At 73.9% G+C, this 21,924-nt stretch carries 18 protein-coding genes; 9 read left to right on the plus strand and 9 right to left on the minus strand.

The window, feature by feature from the left end:
- Window positions 1–202: 202 nt before the first annotated feature.
- Genes ECOMGDLI_RS17995 through ECOMGDLI_RS18005 form a run of 3 tightly spaced genes read left to right on the plus strand, consistent with a single transcriptional unit; the run spans window position 203 to window position 2,935 of the window.
- A complete protein-coding gene (locus ECOMGDLI_RS17995; RefSeq protein WP_198954965.1) occupies window positions 203–1,306 on the plus strand; it encodes an ABC transporter substrate-binding protein in 1,104 nt (367 codons plus the stop codon).
- Complete coding sequence (locus ECOMGDLI_RS18000) at window positions 1,303–2,103, plus strand: ABC transporter ATP-binding protein (RefSeq protein ID WP_233153511.1); 801 nt, start codon at window positions 1,303–1,305, stop codon at window positions 2,101–2,103. The genes ECOMGDLI_RS17995 and ECOMGDLI_RS18000 overlap by 4 nt, the downstream gene beginning before the upstream one ends.
- Window positions 2,093–2,935, plus strand: a complete 843-nt coding sequence (locus ECOMGDLI_RS18005; protein WP_088318232.1) for an ABC transporter permease — start codon at window positions 2,093–2,095, stop codon at window positions 2,933–2,935. The genes ECOMGDLI_RS18000 and ECOMGDLI_RS18005 overlap by 11 nt, the downstream gene beginning before the upstream one ends.
- A 100-nt stretch (window positions 2,936–3,035) precedes the next feature.
- Here the strand turns inward: ECOMGDLI_RS18005 and ECOMGDLI_RS18010 are convergent, their stop codons facing one another.
- From ECOMGDLI_RS18010 to ECOMGDLI_RS18035, 6 genes are all read right to left on the minus strand, one after another.
- The gene (locus ECOMGDLI_RS18010; RefSeq protein WP_088318233.1) at window positions 3,036–3,350 is read right to left on the minus strand and encodes a hypothetical protein; all 315 of its coding nucleotides are present in this window, start codon (window positions 3,348–3,350) and stop codon (window positions 3,036–3,038) included.
- A gap of 321 nt (window positions 3,351–3,671) precedes the next feature.
- Window positions 3,672–4,034, minus strand: a complete 363-nt coding sequence (locus tag ECOMGDLI_RS18015) for a VOC family protein (protein WP_088318234.1) — start codon at window positions 4,032–4,034, stop codon at window positions 3,672–3,674.
- A 97-nt stretch (window positions 4,035–4,131) separates the two neighbouring features.
- Window positions 4,132–8,148: an ATP-dependent RNA helicase HrpA gene (gene hrpA, locus ECOMGDLI_RS18020; protein WP_088318235.1), complete on the minus strand. Its 4,017-nt coding sequence runs from the start codon at window positions 8,146–8,148 to the stop codon at window positions 4,132–4,134.
- 66 nt (window positions 8,149–8,214) lie between these two features.
- Window positions 8,215–9,108: a catechol 1,2-dioxygenase gene (locus ECOMGDLI_RS18025; protein WP_088318236.1), complete on the minus strand. Its 894-nt coding sequence runs from the start codon at window positions 9,106–9,108 to the stop codon at window positions 8,215–8,217.
- A gap of 113 nt (window positions 9,109–9,221) precedes the next feature.
- A complete protein-coding gene (locus tag ECOMGDLI_RS18030; RefSeq protein ID WP_369812766.1) occupies window positions 9,222–10,727 on the minus strand; it encodes an MFS transporter in 1,506 nt (501 codons plus the stop codon).
- 65 nt (window positions 10,728–10,792) lie between these two features.
- Window positions 10,793–11,164 carry a VOC family protein gene (locus tag ECOMGDLI_RS18035; protein WP_088318250.1) on the minus strand — a complete coding sequence of 124 codons (372 nt, stop codon included), beginning with the start codon at window positions 11,162–11,164 and terminating at the stop codon, window positions 10,793–10,795.
- Window positions 11,165–11,239: 75 nt separating this feature from the next.
- Here ECOMGDLI_RS18035 and ECOMGDLI_RS18040 point away from each other — a divergent pair, with 75 nt between their 5' ends.
- A complete protein-coding gene (locus tag ECOMGDLI_RS18040; protein ID WP_158221053.1) occupies window positions 11,240–12,271 on the plus strand; it encodes a GyrI-like domain-containing protein in 1,032 nt (343 codons plus the stop codon).
- Here the strand turns inward: ECOMGDLI_RS18040 and ECOMGDLI_RS33890 are convergent.
- On the minus strand, window positions 12,240–13,250 hold the full coding sequence (locus ECOMGDLI_RS33890) for an N-acetylmuramoyl-L-alanine amidase (protein WP_143447773.1): 1,011 nt from the start codon (window positions 13,248–13,250) through the stop codon (window positions 12,240–12,242). The two genes, ECOMGDLI_RS18040 and ECOMGDLI_RS33890, sit on opposite strands and share 32 nt — an antisense overlap.
- A gap of 173 nt (window positions 13,251–13,423) precedes the next feature.
- Here ECOMGDLI_RS33890 and ECOMGDLI_RS18055 point away from each other — a divergent pair, with 173 nt between their 5' ends.
- Window positions 13,424–14,413, plus strand: a complete 990-nt coding sequence (locus ECOMGDLI_RS18055; protein WP_088318240.1) for a M15 family metallopeptidase — start codon at window positions 13,424–13,426, stop codon at window positions 14,411–14,413.
- A gap of 418 nt (window positions 14,414–14,831) precedes the next feature.
- Window positions 14,832–16,049: a hypothetical protein gene (locus tag ECOMGDLI_RS18060; RefSeq protein ID WP_088318241.1), complete on the plus strand. Its 1,218-nt coding sequence runs from the start codon at window positions 14,832–14,834 to the stop codon at window positions 16,047–16,049.
- 9 nt (window positions 16,050–16,058) lie between these two features.
- On the opposite strand, the gene ECOMGDLI_RS18065 is transcribed toward ECOMGDLI_RS18060, so the two are convergent.
- Window positions 16,059–17,216 (minus strand): hypothetical protein, encoded by a 1,158-nt coding sequence (locus ECOMGDLI_RS18065; RefSeq protein ID WP_088318242.1) that lies wholly within the window; start codon window positions 17,214–17,216, stop codon window positions 16,059–16,061.
- Window positions 17,213–18,346: a hypothetical protein gene (locus ECOMGDLI_RS18070; protein ID WP_143447774.1), complete on the minus strand. Its 1,134-nt coding sequence runs from the start codon at window positions 18,344–18,346 to the stop codon at window positions 17,213–17,215. The genes ECOMGDLI_RS18065 and ECOMGDLI_RS18070 overlap by 4 nt, the downstream gene beginning before the upstream one ends.
- 123 nt (window positions 18,347–18,469) lie before the next feature.
- Between ECOMGDLI_RS18070 and ECOMGDLI_RS18075 the strand changes: the two genes are divergently transcribed.
- From ECOMGDLI_RS18075 to ECOMGDLI_RS18085, 3 genes are read left to right on the plus strand one after another with little or no spacing between them, the layout of a single operon-like run.
- Window positions 18,470–19,420, plus strand: a complete 951-nt coding sequence (locus ECOMGDLI_RS18075) for an ABC transporter ATP-binding protein (protein ID WP_088318244.1) — start codon at window positions 18,470–18,472, stop codon at window positions 19,418–19,420.
- On the plus strand, window positions 19,410–20,297 hold the full coding sequence (locus ECOMGDLI_RS18080; RefSeq protein ID WP_088318245.1) for an ABC transporter permease: 888 nt from the start codon (window positions 19,410–19,412) through the stop codon (window positions 20,295–20,297). The genes ECOMGDLI_RS18075 and ECOMGDLI_RS18080 overlap by 11 nt, the downstream gene beginning before the upstream one ends.
- Window positions 20,298–20,337: 40 nt before the next feature.
- Window positions 20,338–21,846 (plus strand): ATP-binding protein, encoded by a 1,509-nt coding sequence (locus tag ECOMGDLI_RS18085; protein ID WP_233153512.1) that lies wholly within the window; start codon window positions 20,338–20,340, stop codon window positions 21,844–21,846.
- The last annotated feature ends 78 nt before the right edge of the window (window positions 21,847–21,924 follow it).

Below are 21,924 nucleotides of genomic sequence, written 5' to 3' on the forward strand. Positions count from 1 at the left end.
CCGGATCCCGGCCCGCCGCCCCGGATCCGGTCGACGACCGGGGATCTCGTGCGTCCGGACGGGTGCCGTCCCATTCACCGAGACGGCCCACGCGGGCCGGGAACATCTTCTCTACTGTATTGATTAACAAGACCGGATTGCTGAACAACGATCCGGTGAACCACCTGACCACCCGGACCCCGACCCGGACCTGGAGAACACAGTGCAGACCTCCGCCTCCCCCACCCGCCGCAGCCTGCTGCGGACCGGCGCCGCCGCCGTGTCGGCCGCGGCCCTGCTCTCGCTCGCCGCGTGCGGCGGCGGCAGCGCGGCGTCCACGGGCGCCGCCCCCGCGGCCACCGCCCCGTCGACCGACAAGACCGTCGCGGTGAACATCGGCTACTTCCCGAACCTCACGCACGCTCCCGGCCTCGTCGCCGACGCGGAGGGCTTCTTCACGAAGCGGATCGGGGACGGCAAGGTCAAGACGCAGTCGTTCAACGCCGGGCCGGACGTCGTCCAGGCGCTCTTCGGCGGCTCGCTCGACATCGCCTACATCGGCCCCAACCCGACGATCAACGCGTACGCGCAGTCCGGCGGGGCCGCCGTCCGTGTCATCTCGGGCGCGACCTCGGGCGGGGCCTCGCTCGTCGTCAAGCCAGAGATCACGACCGCCGCGCTGCTCAAGGGCAAGACGCTCGCCACACCGCAGCTCGGCAACACGCAGGACGTCGCCCTGCGCTACTGGCTCAAGGAGCAGGGCCTGACGACGACCGTCGACGGCGGCGGGGACGTGAGCATCAAGCCGCAGAAGAACTCGGCGGCGCTCCAGGCGTTCGCGTCCGGGCAGATCGACGGCGCCTGGGTGCCCGAGCCGTTCGCGACCCAGTTCGTCGCCGCCGGCGGGAAGGTCCTCGTCGACGAGAAGACCCTGTGGCCGGGCGGCAAGTTCGTCACGACGAACGTCGTCGTCCGCACCGAGTTCCTCCAGAAGAACCCCGACACGGTGCGGGCGTTCCTCGAGGCCAACCTCGACGCCGTCGACTTCATCGCCGCCGACCCGGCCAAGGCCCAGGCGGACGTCGCGACGAAGATCTCGGCGATCACCGGCCAGGAGGTCAAGCCGGCCACGCTCGCCGACGCGTGGGGCAACCTCACGTTCAGCGCCGACCCGCTGCAGGCGACGCTCAAGGAGTCCGCGAGGCACGCCCAGGCGGTCGGCCTGCTCGAGAAGGCGCCGTCGGACGACTTCGCGAAGCTCTGGGACCTCGCCCAGCTCAACGCCGCGCTCAAGGCTCGCGGCCAGGCCGAGGTGGCGGCGCTGTGACCGTGACGGAGAACGAGGCCCGCCCGGCGCCCGGTGCACGACCCGAGCCCGTCGCCCACGGCGGCGTCCGGCTCACCGGGGTGACGAAGGTGTTCGGCCGCGGGGCGACCGCGACGACGGCCCTGCAGGACGTCGACCTCGACGTCCGGCCCGGTGAGTTCGTGACGATCGTCGGCGCGTCCGGCTGCGGCAAGTCGACGCTGCTCTCGCTCGTCGCCGGGCTCGAGCAGGTGACGACGGGCACGCTCGAGGTCGGCGGCCGGGTCGCGCTGATGTTCCAGGAGGCGACCCTGCTGCCGTGGCTCACCGCGGCGCAGAACGTCGCGCTGGCGCTCAAGCTCCGCGGCGTCGCCCGGGCCGAGCGGACGCCGCAGGCGCACGCGCTGCTCGAGCGGGTCCGGCTCGGCGCCTACGCCGACAAGCGCCCGCACGAGCTGTCCGGCGGCATGCGGCAGCGGGTGGCGCTGGCCCGGGTGCTCGCCCAGGACGCCTCGGTCGTCTGCATGGACGAGCCGCTCGGCGCGCTCGACGCGATGACCCGCGACCACATGCACGACGAGATCGAGCGGGTCGCCGGCGAGGCCGGGCTGACCGTGCTCTTCGTGACCCACAACGTGCGCGAGGCCGTCCGGCTCGGCGACCGCGCGGTGCTCATGGGCTCGTCCCCGGGCCGTGTGGTCCACACCGAGCACATCGACCTGCCGCGGCCCCGCCGCATGGAGGACCCGGAGGTGGCCCGCCGGGCCGGCTCGCTCACCGCCGCCCTGCGAGAGGACGTGGCCCGCCATGTCGGTTGACACCGCGACCCGACCGGTCGAGCCCCCGGCCGACACGGCAGCGCGGTCCCGCGCGCTGTCGGCGCTCTGGGCCGGCACCTGGCCCAAGGTCGGCGCCGTCGTCGCGTTCGTCGCGATCTGGCAGGCCGTCGTCCTGTCCGGCTGGCGCCCCGAGTTCGTGCTCCCGGCGCCGCTCACGGTCGCGCAGACGCTCGGCGACCTCGTGCGCGAGCCGGAGTTCTGGCAGGCGATCGGGACGACGCTGCGCCGGGCACTCGTCGGCTTCGCCTTCGCGATCGCGATCGGCACCGTCGTCGGGATCGCCGTCTCCCGGTTCCGGCCGGTCCGCGCGGCGATCGGGTCGCTCATCACCGGCCTGCAGACGATGCCCTCGATCGTCTGGTTCCCGCTCGCGATCCTGCTCTTCGGCCTCAACGAGCAGGCGATCACCTTCGTCGTCATCCTCGGCGCGGCGCCGAGCATCGCGAACGGCATCATCTCCGGGATCGACCACGTGCCGCCGGCGTTCACCCGCCTCGGCACCGTGCTCGGCGCCGGGTCGGTCGACCTGTACCGGCACTTCGTCATCCCGGCGGCACTGCCGTCCTACGTGGCCGGCCTCAACCAGGGCTGGGCCTTCGCCTGGCGCAGTCTCATGGCCGGCGAGCTCCTCGTCATCATCGAGGCCAAGCCGAGTCTCGGGTCGCGCCTGTCCTTCGCCCAGGACTTCAACAACGCCCCCGAGCTCATCGCGTACATGGTCGTGATCCTCGTGCTCGGCATGCTCGCCGACACGGTCTTCTCGTCCCAGTCCCGCCGGATGCGCCGCCGCCGCGGCCTCGCCGTCGACTGACCCGCCCACCCGCTCGTGCTCGCGCCGGGTACCGTTCTGGGCCTCCCGCAGGCCCGGAACCGGTACCCGGCGCGAGCATCAGCGGTCTCGGTGACGCCGGTCAGAAGCAGAACCACGGGCCGAAGAACCTCTCGGGTGCCGTGTACGCCTGCAGCAGACCGACCCACGCGGGAACCGTCGCGACAACGCCGGCGCCGAGCCACCGCACCTGACGGGTCAGACCCACCGCCACGAGCCAGGGCGCGATGCCGAGGGCCAGGAGCAGCGTCAACCCGCGCCGGGCGAGCGATGCCCGGTACGGGTCGATCACGCCACCGCAACCGGCCTGCACGTCGGCACTCACCTGGAGGCCGAGCAGGAGCAGCGCGAGCGACTCGACGACGAGAGCACAGGACAGCAGAAGCGCACCGGCCACGATGCGACCTGGACGGGCTCGGACGTCCGACGATCGGTCTTCCATGCCGCCAGCGTCCTCGCCGGTCCCCATCGGCGCGTGAGCAGCGATGCTCGGGGCCGTGCAACGGCTTCCGCACCACAGCGCAACCACAACCCGCCCTTACGGCCTCTTCGTGCTGTCCGGAGGGGGTTGTGGTTGCGTTCTGGCGGACGACGGGGGCGACCACCTGCCCCGCCACTGCTGTCACGCCGTCCGCCCTCCCGCTCATGCTCCCGTTCGGTACCGGAATCCCGGCCGCACACCGCCCAGAACGGTACGTAGCGCGAGCCTGAGCGGGTGTCAGGTGTGGGACAGCAGGGCGATGCGGTTGCCTTCGCTGTCCTCGAGCTCGGCGACCTGGCCGTCGCCGACGGACGTCGGCGGGTACAGCACCCGGGCACCCGCCGCGACGCCGCGGGCGAGGACCTCGGGGACGTCGTCCACCTCGAAGTAGACCCGGGTCCCGTCGACCGACGGCACGTAGCTCTCCCCGGCGGCGAGGGCGCCCGTGGCCTGCCCGACCCCGTCGGCGGGCGGGAAGAGCGCCATCGGGTGGCCGTCGACGACGGCGCGCTCGAGCCGGACGTCGAGCAGGCCCTCGTAGAAGGCGACGGCCCGGTCGAGGTCGGTCACCGGGATCTCGAAGTATGCGACGAGCCGCACGCCGTCCTCCGCTCATGCTCGTGGTCGGTACCGGAATCCGGCCGGAACGACGTCGAGAACGGTACGCGGCGCGAGCATGAGCGGCTCGGCGGGCGGGCTACGGGAGGCTGGCGGCGACGGCGTCCATGGCCTTCTGGATCCGCTTCTCCGAGACCGGGTAGGGGGTGCCGAGGTTCTGCGCCCAGAAGCTGACGCGCAGCTCCTCGACCATCCAGCGGATCTCGTCGAGCGCGGGCGGGACGGCGGCACCGGGCTTGAGCCGGGCGCGCAGGTCGGCGTACGACTGCTCGACGAGCTCGACCCGCCACATGAGCTCGCGGTCGCGCTCGGGCCGCTCGGGAAGCTTCTCCAGCCGCTGGACGGCGGCCCGCAGGTAACGGGCGACGTCCCGCAGGCGGTGGTAGCCGGTCTCGGTGACGAACCCGGTGTGCACCAAGGCGGCGAGCTGCTCACGGACGTCGGTCAGCGCGGGCAGCAGCACGAGGCTCGACGTGCTCCGGGCGGCGCGCTCGACCTCACCGGCGACCGCGAGGACGTCCGCGACGACGGTGACGACCTCGGTGAGCACCGGCTCCGCCCGCCCGCGGACGGCGTCCCGCAACGCCGCGAAACCGGCCGCGTCCCAGGCCGGTCCGCCCGCGTCCTCGACGATGACGTCGACGGTGCACGCGAGGCAGTCGTCGAAGAGCGCGACGGCCCCGCCGTGCGGGGCATGGCTGAGGGCGAGCTTGGCCCGGTTGTCGAGCCGGCCGAGCACCGTCTTCGCCGGCGACTGCGTCGTCAGCAGGAGCAGCCGGCGGGTGCCGGTGACCATCGCCCGCGCCTGGTCCGCTTCGGTCGGCAGCACCTTCACCGCCACCGATGCACCCTGGTCGACGAGCGCCGGGAAGCCCCGGACGCCGTCCGCCGCGAAGGTCCGCGGCAGCTCGCCGATCGACCAGTCGGTGAGCCCGGCGCGCTCGACCCGTTGCGCCACCTGCGAGATCGTCGTCGCGACCTTCGGCTTGAGGCGCACCTTGAGCGCGTCGAGGTCCTTGCCCTCGGCGAGCATCCGGCCCTGGGCGTCCTCGACGCGGAACGTCATCCGCAGGTGCTCGGGCACCTTCTCCAGGTCGAGCTCGTCGCGCGGCACCGGGAACCCGCCGACCCGGGAGAGCTCGCGCGCGACCGCCTCGAGGAGCGGCTCGTGCCGGGGGTGCAGCGACCCGAGCAGCGCCTTGGCGGTGTCCGGCGCGGGCACGAACGAGCGCCGCAACGCCTTGGGCAGCGACCGGATGAGGGCCGTGACGAGCTCGTGCCGCAGCCCCGGGATCTGCCACTCGAAGCCGTCCGGGCTGACCCGGTTGAGCAGGGTGACCGGTACGTGCGCGGTGACCCCGTCGGCGGCCGCACCGGGCTCGAACTGGTACGTCAGCCCCAGCGTGAGCTCGCCCTGGCGCCACACGTCCGGGTAGTCGGCCTCGCTCACCTCGTCGGCGTCGTCGCTGACGAGCAGCTCGGGGGTGTACGTCAGCAGGTCGGGTGTCTCCCGCCGGGCCTGCTTCCACCAGGCGTCGAAGTGCCGGCCCGACACGACGTCCGCGGGGACGTGCTGGTCGTAGAACGCGAAGAGCGTCTCGTCGTCGACGAGGATGTCCCGGCGCCGGGCCCGGTTCTCCAGGTCCTCGACGTCGTCGAGCAGGCGGCGGTTCTCGGCGAAGAACGCGTGCCGGGTCTCCCAGTCGCCCTCGACGAGCGCATGCCGGATGAACAGCTCACGGGACAGCTCCGGGTCGACGCGGCCGTACTGCACGGTGCGGCCGGCGACGATGGGGACGCCGTAGAGCGTGACCCGCTCGACGGCGACGACCGACGCCCGCTTCTTCTCCCAGTGCGGCTCGCTGTAGGTCCGCTTCACGAGGTGGCCGGCGAGCGGCTCGACCCACTCCGGCTCGATCTTCGCGACCGTGCGGCCCCACAGCTTCGAGGTCTCGACGAGCTCGGCGGCCATGACCCACGACGGCTGCTTCTTCGCGACGGCCGAGCCGGGGAACACCGAGAACCGGGCCCCGCGGGCGCCCTGGTAGTCGCGCGCCGCGGCGTCCCGCAGCCCGATGTGCGAGAGCAGCCCGGCGAGCAGCGACTGGTGCACGCGCTGCGGGTCGGCCGGCTCGCTGTTCAGCGTGACGTCGAGGCTCTTCGCGAGCTGGCGCAGCTGGGCGTAGAGGTCCTGCCACTCGCGCACGCGCAGGTAGTTGAGGTACTCGCTGCGGCACAGCCGGCGGAAGGCGCTGCTGCTGAGCTCCTTCTGCTGCTCGCGCAGGTACTCCCACAGCCGCAGCAGCGTGACGAAGTCGCTCGTCTCGTCGGCGAACCGGCGGTGCTTCTCGTCGGCCTGCTGCTGCGCGTCGACGGGGCGCTCCCGCACGTCCTGGATCGACAGCGCCGCGGCGATGACCATGACCTCGCGGACGCAGCCGTTCGCGTGCGCCTCGAGGATCATCCGGCCCAGCCGCGGGTCGACGGGCAGCTGGGCGAGCCGGCGCCCCACCGGGGTGAGCCGGTCGGCGGCCGGCTTCGCCGGGTCGAGCGCCCCGAGCTCGACGAGCAGGTCGACGCCGTCCTTGACGCTGCGCCGGTCCGGCGGGTCGACGAACGGGAACTTGTCGACGTCCCCGAGGCCGAGCGCGGTCATCTGGAGGATGACGGACGCGAGGTTGGTCCGCAGGATCTCCGGCTCGGTGAACTCCGGCCGGGCGAGGTAGTCCTCCTCGTCGTACAGCCGGATGCAGATGCCGTCGCTCGTCCGGCCGCAACGGCCCGCCCGCTGGTTCGCCGACGCCTGCGAGACCGGCTCGATGGGCAGCCGCTGCACCTTCAACCGGTTGCTGTAGCGCGAGATCCGCGCCGTCCCCGGGTCGACGACGTACTTGATCCCCGGCACGGTGAGCGAGGTCTCGGCGACGTTCGTCGCGAGGACGACGCGCCGTCCGGTGTGCGAGGTGAAGACCCGGTGCTGCTCGGCGGCGGACAGCCGGGCGTAGAGCGGGAGCACCTCGGTGTGCCGCAGCTGCAACCGGTTGAGCGCCTCGGCGGCGTCCCGGATCTCGCGCTCGCCGGAGAGGAACACGAGGACGTCGCCCGGCCCCTCGGCCGCGAGCTCGGACACCGCGTCGCAGATCGCCTCGACCTGGTCGCGCACGACGTCGGTCTCGACGTCCGCCTTGGGCCCGCGCCCGGATCCCTTGGCGAGCAACGGGTTGCGTCGCCCGTCGGGGCGCGCGAGGTCGTCGAGGTCCTCGTCGACCGCGTCCTCGTCGAGGACGGCCGGCTGCACGAGCGGCCGGTAGCGCACCTCGACCGGGTAGGTCCGCCCGGACACCTCGACGACCGGGGCCCCGCCGAAGTGCGCGGAGAACCGCTGCGGGTCGATCGTCGCGGACGTGATGACGACCTTGAGGTCGGGCCGCCGCGGCAGGAGCTGCTTGAGGTACCCGAGGATGAAGTCGATGTTCAGCGACCGCTCGTGCGCCTCGTCGATGATGATCGTGTCGTAGCCGGTGAGCATCCGGTCGCCCTGCATCTCGGCGAGCAGGATGCCGTCCGTCATGACCTTGACGAGCGTCGAGTCGCTCGCCCGGTCGGTGAACCGCACCTTGTAGCCGACGGCCTCCCCGAGCGGCACCGCGAGCTCCTCGGCGATCCGCTCGGCGACGCTGCGGGCGGCGATCCGGCGCGGCTGGGTGTGCCCGATCTGCCCCCGGACGCCCCGCCCGAGCTCGAGGCAGATCTTCGGCAGCTGGGTCGTCTTGCCCGACCCGGTCTCACCGGCGACGACGACGACCTGGTGGTCCCGGATCGCGGCGGCGATGTCGTCCCGGCGGCCGCTGACGGGCAGCTGCTCGGGGTAGGTGATGCGTGGCATCGCGACCGCCCGGGTCACGAGCCGCTGCTGCGCCGTCGCGACGTCCGCCGCGATCTGCGCGAGCGCCTGCGCCTGCCGGGCCGGGTCCTTGATCCCCCGGACGCCGTCGAGCCGGCGGCCCAGCCGCCGGGCGTCGCGCAGGGTCACCTCGCCGAGCCCTTCGCGCAGCGCGGCGAGGGCCTCACGCGGGGAGGACTGCTGGGTGGACATGCCGGCTCCAGCATAGGCAGCGCGACCGGGCCGTCCCCAGCGGGTTTCCGGCCGGCGAGGCAGAGGTCAGGCGCGCGGCGCCGTCCAGCCCCCGGCGGGGCGGTCGAACCACAGGTGCACCTGGCCGGTGCCCACGGAGTTCTCGTACTCCCCGTACTGCCGCGACGGCGCCGTCACGGCACCCTCGCCGAGCGCGGCGACCATCATGAGGTAGTGGGCGAACTTGCCCTCGGGCCGGTGCTCGAGGAACTCCGGCATCGTGTCGAGCACCCGGGCGTGGTCGCCGTCCGCGAACCAGCGCAGGCGCTCCTGGTCGGCCTCGTACGCCTCGCGGGAGAAGATGTGCGACGGGTCGCTCGCCTCGTGCGCCCGCAGCTCGCGCAGCGGCCAGAACGTGTGCGAGAGCGCACCGCTCGCGACGAGGAGCACCTTGCGGTCGACGGCCGCGATCGCGTCGCCGAGCGCCCGGCCCGCGGCGAGGAAGTCCAGGGTGTCCCCCGTCTGGCACACGCTCACCGAGACCCACCGCTTGTCGGGCAGGCCCCGGCCGAGGAAGTGCCAGAGGTTGAGCGTCGCGTAGTACATCGGCAGGTACTGGTCGTCGATCGCGGTGACCCAGGTGCCGTGCTTCTCGCCATGGGCGGCCATCGCGTGCGCGAGCTCGGGGTCGCCGGGCCAGTCGTAGGGGATCCGGCACATCCCGCGCGGCAGCTCCTCGGCCGTGAAGAGCCCGGCCCGCCGGTCCTGCGCGGTGACGACGAACTCGACCGTCGTGAACCAGTGCGAGTCGAGGACGACGACCGTGTCGTAGTCGAGCGTCTCGAAGACGTCCCGCCGCAGCTGCTCGATGCCGGGGACGAGGCTGATCTCCTTGCCCTCGTTGAGCGCGAGCCGCTCCTCGTACGGCATCAGCATCGTCGGGACGTGCGCGAGCAGCCCCGCGCCGACGACCTCACCCATCGCAGCCTCCTCGGCACCGTTCGTTCGGTACCGAATGATTGCCGGACGACGACGGGCGGGGCGAGGGACGAACGTCCCGTCGTGCCGTCGCCCGCAGGCCCGGCGGGACCCGCTCAGGCCGTGGCGCGCCGGCCCGACCGCAGGTCGGCGAGCGCGAGCAGCAGGGCGACCGCGACGACACCGGCGCTCACCCAGAGCCCGTGCCGGACGGCGGCGTCCCAGTCGCCGCCGCTGCGGGCGAGCGCCGAGAAGAAGACGGCGCCCACGACGGCGATACCGACCGCGGCGCCGATCCGCTGCCCGGTCTGGAGCACGCCTCCCGCGCTCCCGGCCTCCCGAACGGGCACCTCGGAGAGCGTGAGCGTGATGTTCGGCGAGATGACGAGGCCGCTGCCGACGCCCGCGAGCAGCAGGGTCGGCACCGTCGCGAGCCCGACCGGGACGCCGCCGACCCCGTCCGCGCCGACCGCACCGAGCACGAGGTCGGTCCCCACGAGCCCGACGACGACCATCGCGAGCCCGGACGCGACGAGCGGGCGGCCGACCCGCGTGACGAACCGCCCGCCCAGCCAGGACGCCACGGCCGACCCGAGCGCGAACGGCGTCACCGCGAGACCCGCCGCGAAGGCGCTGTAGCCCAGGCCGGACTGCAGGTACAGCGCGAGGACGAAGAAGATCGCGGTGAAACCGCCGAAGTAGACGAGCCCGAGCCCGGCGCCGAGCGCGTACGAGCGGCGCCGGAACAGCGACAGGTCGACCATCGGGTCACCGCCGCGCGCCGTGAGCCGGCGTTCCCACACGACGAAGGCTGCGAGCAGCACGAGCCCGACCGGCACGAGGGCCCACTTGCCGCCGCCCGGCCACGACCGGTCCTGGACGACGGGCAGCAGCACGGCGAGGACGCCCGCGCCGAGCAGGACGACACCCACCGGGTCGAGACCGGCGCCGGCCCGCCGACCGGTGCGCGGCAGCAGCCGGAGCGCGAGCACGACCGCGACGACGCCCACGGGGACGTTGACGAAGAACACGGCCCGCCACCCGTGGTCGGCCCCGAACGCCGCGATGAGGGCGCCGCCGGTGAGCGGCCCGACGGCGGTCGACAGCCCGATCGTCGCGCCGAGCAGCCCGAACGCCTTCCCCCGCTCCCGGCCGCTGAACAGCTCCTGGACGAAGCCGGACACCTGGGGGTTGAGCAGCCCGCCCGCGGCCCCCTGCACGAGCCGGGCCGCGACGAGCCAGCCCGCGCCGGGCGCGAGCCCGCACACCGCGCTCGAGACGGTGAACAGCACGAGCCCGGCGACGAAGACGCCGCGCCTGCCGCGCACGTCGCCGAGGCGCCCGGCGGGGACCAGCACGAGCCCGAAGGCGAGCGCGTACCCGGACACGACCCACTGGAGCTGGCTCTGCGACGCGTCGAGCCCTTCGCGCAGCGACGGCAGGGCGACGTTGACGATGCTCACGTCGAGCAGCGACATGAACCCGGCGACGAGGCAGACGGTGAAGGCCCGCCACCGGCGCGGGTCCGGCTCCTCGCTCCGGCCGTCACCGACCTGCCGCTGCGGAGCCGGCGGGCCGGCCGTGGTCTCTGCAGCGTTCTCGTCGCGTCCCATCACGGCCATGGTGCTCGCGCCGCCAGGGCGGCGCCCGGTGAACCGTCACCGGATCGCGCCGGGCCCGCGCGGCCTCAGACGTGCTGGTCGAGCAGCACCGGGTTGCCGTCCGGGTCGACGACGACGATGCTCCCCGGCCCCGTCGTCGACTCGTCGACGACGGCCACCGGCTCGATGCCCCGCTCCCGCAGGCGGCGCTGGATCTCCCGCACGTCGGTGAACCCCTCCAGCGGCGAGCAGTCCGCCGCCCAGCCCGGGTTGAACGTCAGCATGTTCCGCTCGAACATCCCCTGGAAGAGCCCGACGACCGTCGTCCCGTTGCGCATCATGAGCATCCGGTGCTCGACGCTGCCGCCGAAGACCTCGAAGCCGAGGGCCTCGTAGAACGCGCGGGACGCCTCGACGTCCTTGACGGCGAGGCTGATCGAGAAGGTGCCGAGGTCCACGGACGCTACCTTTCGGGTCGACGGCCCCGTGATCGACGGGGTGTGCCGACGCTAGCCCGGACCCGGACGGAGGACTTGCCGATTCTTGCGAACCCGCTCTACGCGCGACGGGTCGACGCGGCCGTCGACCACGTGGTCCAGAACCCTGACCTCCCGCTGACCCTCGAGGACGTCGCCGCCGTCGCCGGCTTCTCGCCCTTCCACTTCCACCGGGTGTTCGCGGCGACCACCGGGGAGACGCTGCACGCCTTCGTCACGCGGGTGCGGCTCGAGCGGGCCCTGCACCTCATGGCGCACCGCCGGACGGCGTCCCTCACCGAGGTCGCGCTCGCGTGCGGCTTCTCGTCGAGCTCGCACTTCTCGCGCACCTTCCGGGCGCGCTACGGGGTGTCCCCGCGCGGGCTCGACATCGACCGCTTCCGGGCCGAGCACCGGCTGCACCTGCTCGACACGCTCCCGGCCGGGCAGCGGGACCGGTTCACCGGCACCGACGCCCCGGACGCCGCACCCGGGCCCGCGGACGACGCGGCGGCAACCGTCCGGCTGCGGCCGCTCGGCGCCCGCCGCGTCGCGTACGTCCGCGTCGTCGCGCCGTACTCGGGCGGCGTCGCCGAGGCCGCAAAGGACCTCGTCCGCTGGGCCGGTGCCCGGGGCCTCGACGGCGGGCAGTGGCTGGGCTACCAGTGGGACGACCCGGAGACCGTGCCGCTCGACCGGTGCCGGTACGACGTCGGGCTCGAGGTGCCGGACGACGTCGGACCGGCGGCCGCGGCGGGTCCGGACGACCCCGCCGTCGGGTTCACCGTGTTCCCGCCGACGACGCTCGCCGAGGTCGACGTCAGCGGCACGGCCGCCGACGAGCTCGCGGCGCTCGACCTGCTCTACCGCACCTGGCTGCCCGCGTCCGGCTGGGCCCCCGCGCACCAGCCCTGCTTCGAGGCGTGGCGCGGGCTGCCGTTCGGGGACGGCACCGAGCACTTCGAGCTCACGGTGCAGCTGCCCGTCGTCCCGCTGACGGACGCCGTCCAGCCGCTCGGCTGGGAGCCGGCGGACGTCGACCCGGGCAGCGGTCCGCTCAGGCCAGGAAGTCGACGACCCCCGCGGTGATCGCGGCGGCGGCGACGCCGTCCTGCCACTTCGGGTCGGTGAGCATCGCGGCGTCGCGCGCGCTGCGCATGTTGCCCAGCTCGATCATGACGATCGGCTGGTCGCTCCAGTTCAGCGTGCCGAGGTCGGAGCGGACGTCGTAGCCGTCGTGGCTGCCGATGTACGTCGCGGGCCGCTGACCGGCGTCGACGAGCGCGTCGTGGACGGCGATCGCGAGCCGCTTGGAGGGCTTGGCGATGTCGTCCGTCCAGCCCTTGACCGAGGCCGGCCGGATCACGTGGAAGCCGCGCGCCGTCGCCGGTGCGCCGTCCGCGTGGATCGAGACGACGGCGTCCGCGTCGACCCCGTTGCCGACCCGGCCACGGGCGTCGATGCACGGGCCCCACAGCGCGACGTCCTCGCGCGGCCGGGTGAGCACGACCTTGGCCCCCTGCGCCTCGAGCCGCTTCTTCGCCGCGAGCGCGATCCGCATCGCGACCTTCGACTCCGGGTACCCGCCGTTCGTCTGCGTGCCCGTCGTGTTGCAGGCCTTGCGGATGCCGTTGCCCGCGTTGACGAGCCGGTTGACCTTCGCGAGGTGCCGGCTGTTGCCGATCTGGTGCCCCGGGTCGAGGACGACGACCATGCCGGCGAGCGCCCGGCCGCTGACGACCGGGAGCGCCCGGAACGTCGTCGGCTCGTTCCAGCGCGTCGTGCGCCGTGCGGGGTCGGACGACGTCCGCAGCGCGGTCGCGGACGCAGACGGGGTCCTGGTCGCGCTCTGCGTCGCCGTCGCGGCGGGCGTCGTCGCGGACGGTGCGGCGGTCACCGACGGGCCGGCCGTCGTGGCCGTCGTGGCCGTCGTGGACGCGGCGGCCGCGGGGGCGGACGACGCGGCACCGGCGGACAAGGTCCCGGCCGACCCCGCCCCGCAGGCGGCCGTCAGGGCGAGCCCGACGACCGCGACCGCGCCCGGCACCACCCCCCGGACGGACCGCACAGACCGCACCGACCTCGACCGCATCCCCGCACCCACGTCCGACAGTCTGGCACCCGGCGGGCGACCGGGGCGGGCACATGATCGACGCGCCACCCGCCCGGGCCACCGGCACCGGGACGGCGCACAGCCGCAGGAGGCAGACTGTCGCACCTGACGAGGGCGGAGGACGGTCCATGGACGGTGCACGGGGCACGCGGCGCCGGTGCGGCGCGCCGCAGCGCCGGGCCGTCCGGGCGCTGGCCGCCACCGCCGCGGTCGTGACCCTCGCAGCGTGCGCCGGCGGTTCGGCGACGGCCGGCGCGCCGTCCGGCACCGGGGCCACGACGGGCACAGTGACGACCGGCGCGACGACACCGGCGCCCACGCCGGTGCCAGCGACGAGCACCACGCCGCCTCCTGCGCCGTCCCTCACGACGCCCGCGACCCCGGCCGCGACGACCCCGGCACCCTCCGGCGGCGCGACGCCGGCCCCCTCGTGGCTCGGCCGCCGGGTGCTGAAGCTCCGCAAGGACGGCTACGGCGTCATGGGTCCGACCCCGCCGGAGCTGGACCCGCGGAACATCGCCACCGAGGACACCCTGCCCCCGCCGGCGGGCGGCACCTTCCGCTCGACGGTGACGGCGGTGCCGGCCTCGGTCGTCGCCCGCTCCACCTGGGGGCCGGGCTGCCCGGTGACGCTCGAGGACCTGCGGTACGTGACGGTCTCGTTCATCGGCTTCGACGGCCGGCCGCACACCGGCGAGCTGCTCGTGAACAAGGCGGCCGCCCCGGCGATGGTGCGGGTGTTCCGCAAGCTCTACGCCGCACGGTTCCCCGTCGAGCGGATGGTCGTCACGACCGTCGAGGAGCGCGACGCGCCCCCGACCGGCGACGGCAACACGACGGGCGCGTTCAACTGCCGTTCTGCGGCCGGGACGACGCACTGGTCGCAGCACGCCTACGGGCTCGCGATCGACGTCAACCCCTTCATGAACCCGTACATGAAGGGCGGCATCACGCTGCCCGAGCTCGCCGGCACCTACCGGGACCGCGCCGACGTCCGGCCGGGCATGATCACCCGCGGCAGCCCGGCCGCCCGCGCGTTCGCCGCCGAGGGCTGGGGCTGGGGCGGGAACTGGAAGTCCCTCAAGGACTACATGCACTTCTCGCGCAACGGCACCTGACGGCCCGGACGGCGTTCGGACCGCGCCCGGACGGCGCGCACCCGGACGACGAAAAGGGCCCGCCTGGGCGGGCCCTGCTCTCGTGCTGACTACCGGTGGACACGGTCGGCGGCGAACGTCGGGGGCCGTCGCCGCCGACCGTGGTCTATTGGGCGGGTCACCCGGGGTCGCTGCGCTCGACCCCGGGTGACCTCGCCTTCCCTACCCCACCCGGTAAACGTTCTGTGAGTGGAAGATTACTGACGGCGACGCTTTCTGCCAAGCAGATCCCCGAACTTTTTTCACTCGGCGTGTCGTTGCGAACACGAAGCGTGTGCAACTGTGCTCAGAACGGGCATCGTGGACCGCTCGCGGACGTCCACAGTTCCCCCACGACTCCGGGAGGTACGTCCCGGCGGAACGGACGTACAGTCGAGAGGTGAGGCTCTCCCGCTGGCTCGTCCCCGCCACCGTCACCGCCGTCGTCGCCGGCGGGGTCGTCGTCTCGTCCGCCGCTGCCGGCGGTGCACCCGACGTCCCGCCCCGGACGGCCGCGCAGGTGCTCGCGCTCGCCGCGACGTCCGACGTCCAGGCCCTGTCCGGGACCGTCCGGACGCGCGCCGACCTCGGCCTGCCGGCTCTGCCCTCCCTCGGGGGCACAGGTGGCGGCACGGGCGGCGGCCAGGGCGGCGCGGACGGCGGGGACCCCGCGAGCGGCTCGGCCGCGGACCCGCAGGCCGTTCTCACCCGGCTCCTCACCGGCCGGACGACGCTGCGCGTGTGGCTCGACGGGCCGCAGCGCCAGCGCGTCCAGCTCCTCGACACCTTCGCCGAGGTCGCGTTCGTCCACGACGGGCGTGACGTGTGGACCTTCGACACCGGCGCGGCCCGCGGCACCCACTACGTGCTGCCCGACGAGGCCGCCGTCCGTGCGCTCGCCGAGCAGCGCAAGACCGGCGCCGGGCGCAGCCCCGCCGCGGGCACCCCGGGTGACGCCTTGACGTCGATGACGCCGCAGGCGCTCGCCGAGCTCGTCGTCTCCAGGCTCGACCCGACGACCGCCGTCACCCTCGACCCGCCGCAGACCGTCGCCGGCCGCGCCGCGTACACGCTCGTCGTCGCGCCGAGGACCGACGCGACGCTCGTCGACCGCGCCGTCCTCGCCGTGGACGCCGCGACCGGCCTCCCGCTGCGGGTGCAGGTCTTCGCCCGCGGGACGTCCGAGGCCGTCCTCGAGAGCGGCTTCGCCGACATCGACTACGCCCGCCCCGCCGCGAGCCGGTTCGCGTTCACGCCGCCGAAGGGCGCCGACGTGACGACGAGGACCGTGCCGCTGCCGAGCGCCGCGGACCTGCCGTCGGCCAAGGGCCCCGCGGCCCGACCGGACGGCCCGTCGGAGGGCACGGCCGCGCAGCGACCGGACGTCCGCCTCGTCGGCTCCGGCTGGGCCGCCGTCCTCGTCGCGAAGCCGTCCGCCGCGGCGGACGCACCGGACGTCGCCGCGCTGCTCGCGAACCCGCTCGTCGCGCAGGTGACGACCCCGGTGGACGGCGGCCGTGCCCTGCGCACGGCGCTGTTCAGCGTGCTCGTCACGGACGACGGGCGGGTTCTCGTCGGCGCGGTGCCGGTCGAGACGCTCGTCGCGGCGGCCCGCTGAGCCGGGCCGTCAGGCCTGGCGGCGGGAGTAGACGCCCCGGTCGAGGTCCGGGTCGAACCGCGGGTAGAAGACGACGATCGTCTTGCCGCTCGCGCTGCCGGCGCCCAGGAGCAGGTTCCCGTAGGACGAGGTGCTCAGCGCGGTCGTGGACCACGTCGTCCCGGAGCGCTGGCTGACGACGACCTGCCCCTCGGTCGTGCGCGTGCCCACCGGGTGGCCGCTGTAGACGAAGGTCAGCTTCCCGCCGCTGGTGAACATCCGCAGGCGCGGCCAGCCGTTCCCGGGAAGTCCGGGCACCGTCGTCCGGACCCACGAGCCCGTCGCGTTGTCCTGGTAGACGGCCTTGTAGTCACCGGTCGCCGTCCGCTCGAGCCAGGAGATCCTGGTGACCCCACCGGACCAGCTGATCTGCGGGGCGACCCCGCCGCCGCCTGAGCGCACGACGTAGCGGATCCACGTGCCGTCGGCCTTCGTCCGGTACCGGACGATGATGCCGGCCTCGAACGGCGGCGGCTGTGCGACGACCATCGCCACCGAGCCCGTGCCGGTCCGGGCCAGCGACGGCTGCCAGCCGAAGACGGCCGGCATGGTCGCCGGCAGCGCCGGCACGAGGTTCTGCTTCGTCAGGGTCTTGCCCCACAGGAGCGCGCCGTTGTTGACCGTGTAGGCGACCCAGTACTTGCCGCCCGAGACGAGCAGCGCGCCGCTGTGCAGGTAGTCGTCGGCCGTGGCCGTCGTCGCCGCCCTGATCGTGATCTTGGTCTGGGCACCGGTCGAGTGGTTCCGCTTGAGCAGCAGGACCGCCCCCTTGGCGTTCGGGGGCTCGTACAGGGCGAAGTACGACGTCCCGTCGTCGGCGAAGGCGACCGGCCTGCCGTTGACCCCGGTGCGGATCTTCGTCCAGGTCGTGCCGTTCCCCGTGAACAGCACCAGCTCGGTGCCGGTCGCGGCCGTCTCGCACTGCAGGACGCCGCGGGTGACGCCGGTGGACGACGTCTGCGTCCAGCCGTCCAGGCACTTGGCCTTGATGAGGACCCGGGCCTTGAACGCCCCCACCGCGGCCGCGGCCGGCGTCGCGCTGACGGCGAGGGCGACCGCCGCCGCCCCCGCCACGAGCGCGACGGCCGCGCCCCGCCGTCCGAGCCTCGTCCGGTCCCGCCGGGTCATGCCTGGCGGCGGGAGTAGACGCCCGGGTTCGGGTCGAACTGCGGGTAGAAGACGACGATCGTCTTCCCGCTCCAGCCGCCCGCGCCGAGCAGCAGGTTGCCGTACGCCGAGGTGCTCAGCGCGGTCGTGGACCAGGTCGTGCCGGAGCGCTGGGTCACGACGATCTGGGAGTCCCCGGACGGCTTGCCCGCCGCGCGCCCGCTGTAGACGAACGTGAGCTTGCCGCCGGTGCTGAACATGCGCAGCTCGTGCCAGTCGGTCGCGGGCAGGCCGGGGACGGTGGTACGGACCCAGGAGCCGGTCGCGTTGTCCTGGTAGACGACCTTGTACCCACCGGTCGTGGTGCGCTCCAGCCAGGAGATCCGCGTGACGCCGCCGGACCAGCTGATCTGCGGTGCGTGGCCGCCCGCTCCGGACCGGACGACGTACCGGATCCACGTGCCGTCGGCCTTGGTCCGGTACCGGACGATGATCCCCGCCTCGGCGGGCGGCGGCTCGGCGACGACCATCGCGACCGACCCGGTCCCGGTGCGCGCGAGCGACGGCTCCCAGCCGCTGACCGCCGGCATGGTCGACGGCAGGCTCGCCACCAGCGTCTGCTTCGTGAGCGTCCTGCCGAAGAGGATGGCGCCGTTGTTGACGGTGTAGGCGGCCCAGTACTTGCCGCCGGACACCAGCAGCGCACCGCTGTGGAGCGAGTCGTCGGCCGTCGACGCGGACGCCGCCCGGATGACGATCTTGGACTGCGTCCCGGTGGAGTGGTTCCGCTTGAGCAGCGTCACCGCGCCCTTGCCGCTCGTCGGCTCGTACAGGGTGAAGTACGAGGTGCCGTCGTCGGCGAACGCCACCGCCCGCCCGGCGACACCGGTCCGGATCTTCGTGTAGGTGGTGCCGTTGCCCGTGAACAGGACCAGCTCGCTGCCGGAGGTGGCCGTCTCGCACTGCATGACCCCGCGGGTGACGCCGGTGGACGACGTCTGCGAGTAGGCGTCGTAGCACGTGGCCCCGACGGTGACCCTGGCCTTGAAGGCCGCGACGGCGGCCGCGGCCGGTGTCGCCGTCACCGCCACCGCGATCGCCGACGCACCGGCCACCAGGCCGGCCACGATCCCGCTGCGCTTCACCCTCATGCGACGTCCCTGTCCCGCGCGACCGGGCCCGGTGCCCATGATCGAATGCGCCGAGTATGGAGGTTCGGTGGTGCCCGCGCGGGCGAATCCCGAGGTCGCCCTCCCCCGACGTAGCCTGACCGGGTGACCGACCTCGCGATCCGTACCCGTGCGCTGACCAAGCGCTTCCGACGGCACGCAGCGGTGGACGGCATCGACCTCGTCGTCCCGCGCGGCAGCGTCTACGGGTTCCTGGGGCCGAACGGCTCGGGCAAGACGACGACGATCCGGGTGCTGCTGGGTCTCGCGGGTGCGACCGACGGCGAGGTCGAGGTGCTCGGCCGGCCGATGCCGACCGACCTGCGTGCGGTGCTGCCCCGGGTCGGGGCGCTCGTCGAGGGTCCGGCGTTCTACCCGTTCCTGTCCGGGGCGTCGAACCTGCGCCGGTTCGACGCCGCGGACGCCGGTGCCTCCCGCCGCACCCGGGACGCCCGCGTGGCGCAGGCCCTCGACCGGGTCGGGCTGTCGAACGCCGCGGGCAAGAAGGTGCGCGCGTACTCGCTCGGGATGAAGCAGCGGCTCGGCATCGCGGCGTCCCTGCTGCGCCCGCGGGACCTCCTGGTCCTCGACGAGCCGACGAACGGGCTCGACCCGCAGGGCACCCGCGAGGTCCGCTCGCTCGTCCGGTCGCTCGCCGCCGACGGCACGACGGTGTTCGTGTCGTCGCACCTGCTCGCCGAGGTCGAGCAGATCTGCTCGCACATCGGGGTCATGAGCGCCGGCCGGCTCGTCGCGCAGGGCACGCTCGACGAGCTCGGCGGCGCCGGCGGCTCCCGGGTGCGGGTCACGACGCCGGACGGCGCGGACGCGGCCCGGGTTCTCAGCGGTCTCGGGCTCGGCGCCCCGGACGTCACCGCGGACGCCGTCGTCGCAGCGGTCCCGGTGCACCTCAACGGCTCCGCGCCCGCCCCCGAGGACGTCGTCGCGGCACTCGTCGCGGACGGCGTCCGGGTGCGCGGGTTCACCGTGGAGCACGACAGCCTCGAGGACCGCTTCGTGGCTCTGACCGGGGAGGGCTTCGACGTTGTCCGCTGACACGGGACCGACGACCGCGCAGGACCGGTCCGACACCGTCGCCGCCGGCGATCCGCCCCGCGGCCGCACCGGCGGGCTCTTCGCGTCCGAGGTGCTCACGCTGTTCCGCCGCCGGCGCACCCAGGCGATCCTCGCCGTCCTCGCCGGCGTCCCGATCCTCATCGCCGTCGCGGTGAAGCTCTCCTCGGCGCCGCGGCCGGGCGAGGGCCCGCCGCTGCTCGACCGGGTGACGCAGAACGGCCTCTTCGTCGGCGTCACCGCGCTCGTCGTCTCCGTGCCCCTGTTCGTGCCGCTCGCGATCGGCGTCGTCGCCGGCGACACGATCGCCGGCGAGGCGAACCTCGGCACCCTGCGCTACCTGCTCCTCGCCCCGGCCGGCCGCACGAGGCTGCTCGCCGTGAAGTACGCGTGCACGGCGGTGTTCTGCTTCGCCGCGACGCTCACCGTCGTCCTCACCGGCGCCGTCGTCGGCGGTGCGCTCTTCGGGCTGCGGCCGGTGACGCTGCTCTCCGGGGACGCCGTCTCGGTCCCCGAGTCGTTCGTGCGCGCGCTGCTCGTCGCCGCGTACGTGAGCGTCTCGATGCTCGGGATGTCGGCGATCGGGCTCTTCGTCTCGACCCTCACCGAGATCCCGGTCGGGGCGATGGCCGCGACCGTGACGCTCGCGGTGACGTCCCAGATCCTCGGCGGCATCCCCCAGGTCGACTGGCTGCACCCGTACCTGTTCAGCCACCACTGGCTCGACCTCGGCGACCTGCTGCGCACGCCGGTCGTCTGGGACTCCTTCGTCGCCAACGGCCGGCTCCAGCTCGCGTATGTCGCTGTCTTCACCGCCCTCGCGTGGGCCAGACTGACGACGAAGGACGTCCTGTCGTAGCCGTCCTGTCGTAGGCCGGCCTGTCGTCGGCCCGCCTGTCGTGGGCCAGACCGTCGAGCGCGTCGCCGTGGGGGGAGCAGTGGACGAGCAGACCGAGCGCGTCGCCGCCGGCGTGGCCGACTACCTCGACCACGTCGTCGAGGCGGTCCGGGCCGGGCGCCGCGCGGGGACGCCGCTCGCGCGGGCGGTGGGCGAGCACCTCGGCGCGGACGCCGGCCAGGTCCCGGTCGTCACCCACCGCGTCGACCGGCACCAGCACGTCAACCTCGACGTCGCACTGGAGGCCCTCGTCGCCGAGCACGGCGGCGGCACGGTCATCGGGGTCGGCGGCGGGGACCAGCGGCACCACTCCTCGTTCAGCGGCATGCTCCAGGACTCGGGCCGGTGGGGCACGTTCACCGTGGGCGCCGTCGAGCGGGTCAGCCTGCCGACCGGGCCGCACAGCCAGCGCGAGGCGGTGTCGCTCGGCGTGCACCTCTTCCGCTACCGCGGCACCCCGGTCGCCGTCCTCGAGTCGGTCGGCGAGGAGCGGTTCAACAACGGCGGCGCGACCGTCCAGGTCGCGGCGGCGGAGGGGGTCGCGCAGGACATCGTGGCGGACCTGCGGCGCCTCGTCGTCGAACGCAGCGTCTTCCGCGGCCAGATCCTCACCCTCGGCAGCAGCGACGACGCGTACATCCCGAGCGTCGGCGGGATCGGCTTCCACCCGCGGCCGACGCTCACCCGGCAGGACGTCGTCCTGCCGGCGGGTTCGCTGGAGCGGGTCGAGCGGCACGTCGTCGGGACGGCGCAGCACCGCGACGTCCTGCGCGCCGCCGGTCAGCACCTCAAGCGGGGACTGCTGCTCTACGGCCCGCCCGGCACGGGCAAGACGCACACCGTGCGGTACCTGCTCGGCCACCTCGAGGGGGTGACGACGGTGCTGCTGTCGGGGACGTCCCTGCGGTTCGTCGGTGAGGCGGTCGAGCTGGCCAGGGCGCTGGAGCCCGCAGCCGTCGTCCTCGAGGACGTCGACCTCGTCGCCGAGAGCCGGGACCTGTCCCCCGACGCGCAGCCGCTGCTGTTCGCCGTCCTGGAGGCGATGGACGGGCTCGGCGGCGACGCCGACGTCGCCTTCGTCCTCACGACGAACCGGGCCGACCTGCTCGAACCCGCTCTCGCGCAACGCCCCGGCCGCGTGGACCTCGCCGTCGAGGTGCCGTTGCCGGACGACGCGGGACGCCGTGCGCTCGCGGGCCTCTACGGTCGCGGCCTGCCGTTCGGCGAGGACGTGCTCGAGGTCGTCGCCGCGCGGACGGCGGGCATGACGGCGTCCTTCTTCAAGGAGCTCGTGCGCCGATCGGTGCTCGTCGCCGCAGAGGCCGGCCACCCGGTGACGGAGGACGACCTGCGCGCCGCCCTCGACGAGCTCCTCGACGAACGTGGGGCCCTGACCCGCTCGCTGCTCGGCGGTGCCGGCGGACCGGCCGCGCCGCCGGGACCCGGGGCGGGCCCGTACGCGCGGCCGTTCGGGGTGCCGGCAGAACCCGACGACGGCCTCTACCTGTAACGCCCGCTCAGCCCGTCGGTGTCCCCGTCGGGCGGCCCGTCGGCACCGCCGGACGCACGACCCGGACGCTCCGCGTCC

It is taken from the genome of Kineosporia sp. R_H_3 (genome assembly GCF_002198675.1).
Taxonomy (GTDB): Bacteria; Actinomycetota; Actinomycetes; order Actinomycetales; family Kineosporiaceae; genus R-H-3.

Coding starts and splice junctions, on each gene's coding strand:
- ECOMGDLI_RS18005 (WP_088318232.1), top strand. CDS start 2,093: ATGTCGGTTGACACCGCGACCCGACCGGTCGAGCCCCCGGCCGACACG.
- hrpA (WP_088318235.1), bottom strand. CDS start 8,148: ATGTCCACCCAGCAGTCCTCCCCGCGTGAGGCCCTCGCCGCGCTGCGC.
- ECOMGDLI_RS18025 (WP_088318236.1), bottom strand. CDS start 9,108: ATGGGTGAGGTCGTCGGCGCGGGGCTGCTCGCGCACGTCCCGACGATG.
- ECOMGDLI_RS18030 (WP_369812766.1), bottom strand. CDS start 10,727: ATGGCCGTGATGGGACGCGACGAGAACGCTGCAGAGACCACGGCCGGC.
- ECOMGDLI_RS18055 (WP_088318240.1), top strand. CDS start 13,424: ATGGACGGTGCACGGGGCACGCGGCGCCGGTGCGGCGCGCCGCAGCGC.
- ECOMGDLI_RS18065 (WP_088318242.1), bottom strand. CDS start 17,216: ATGACCCGGCGGGACCGGACGAGGCTCGGACGGCGGGGCGCGGCCGTC.
- ECOMGDLI_RS18070 (WP_143447774.1), bottom strand. CDS start 18,346: ATGAGGGTGAAGCGCAGCGGGATCGTGGCCGGCCTGGTGGCCGGTGCG.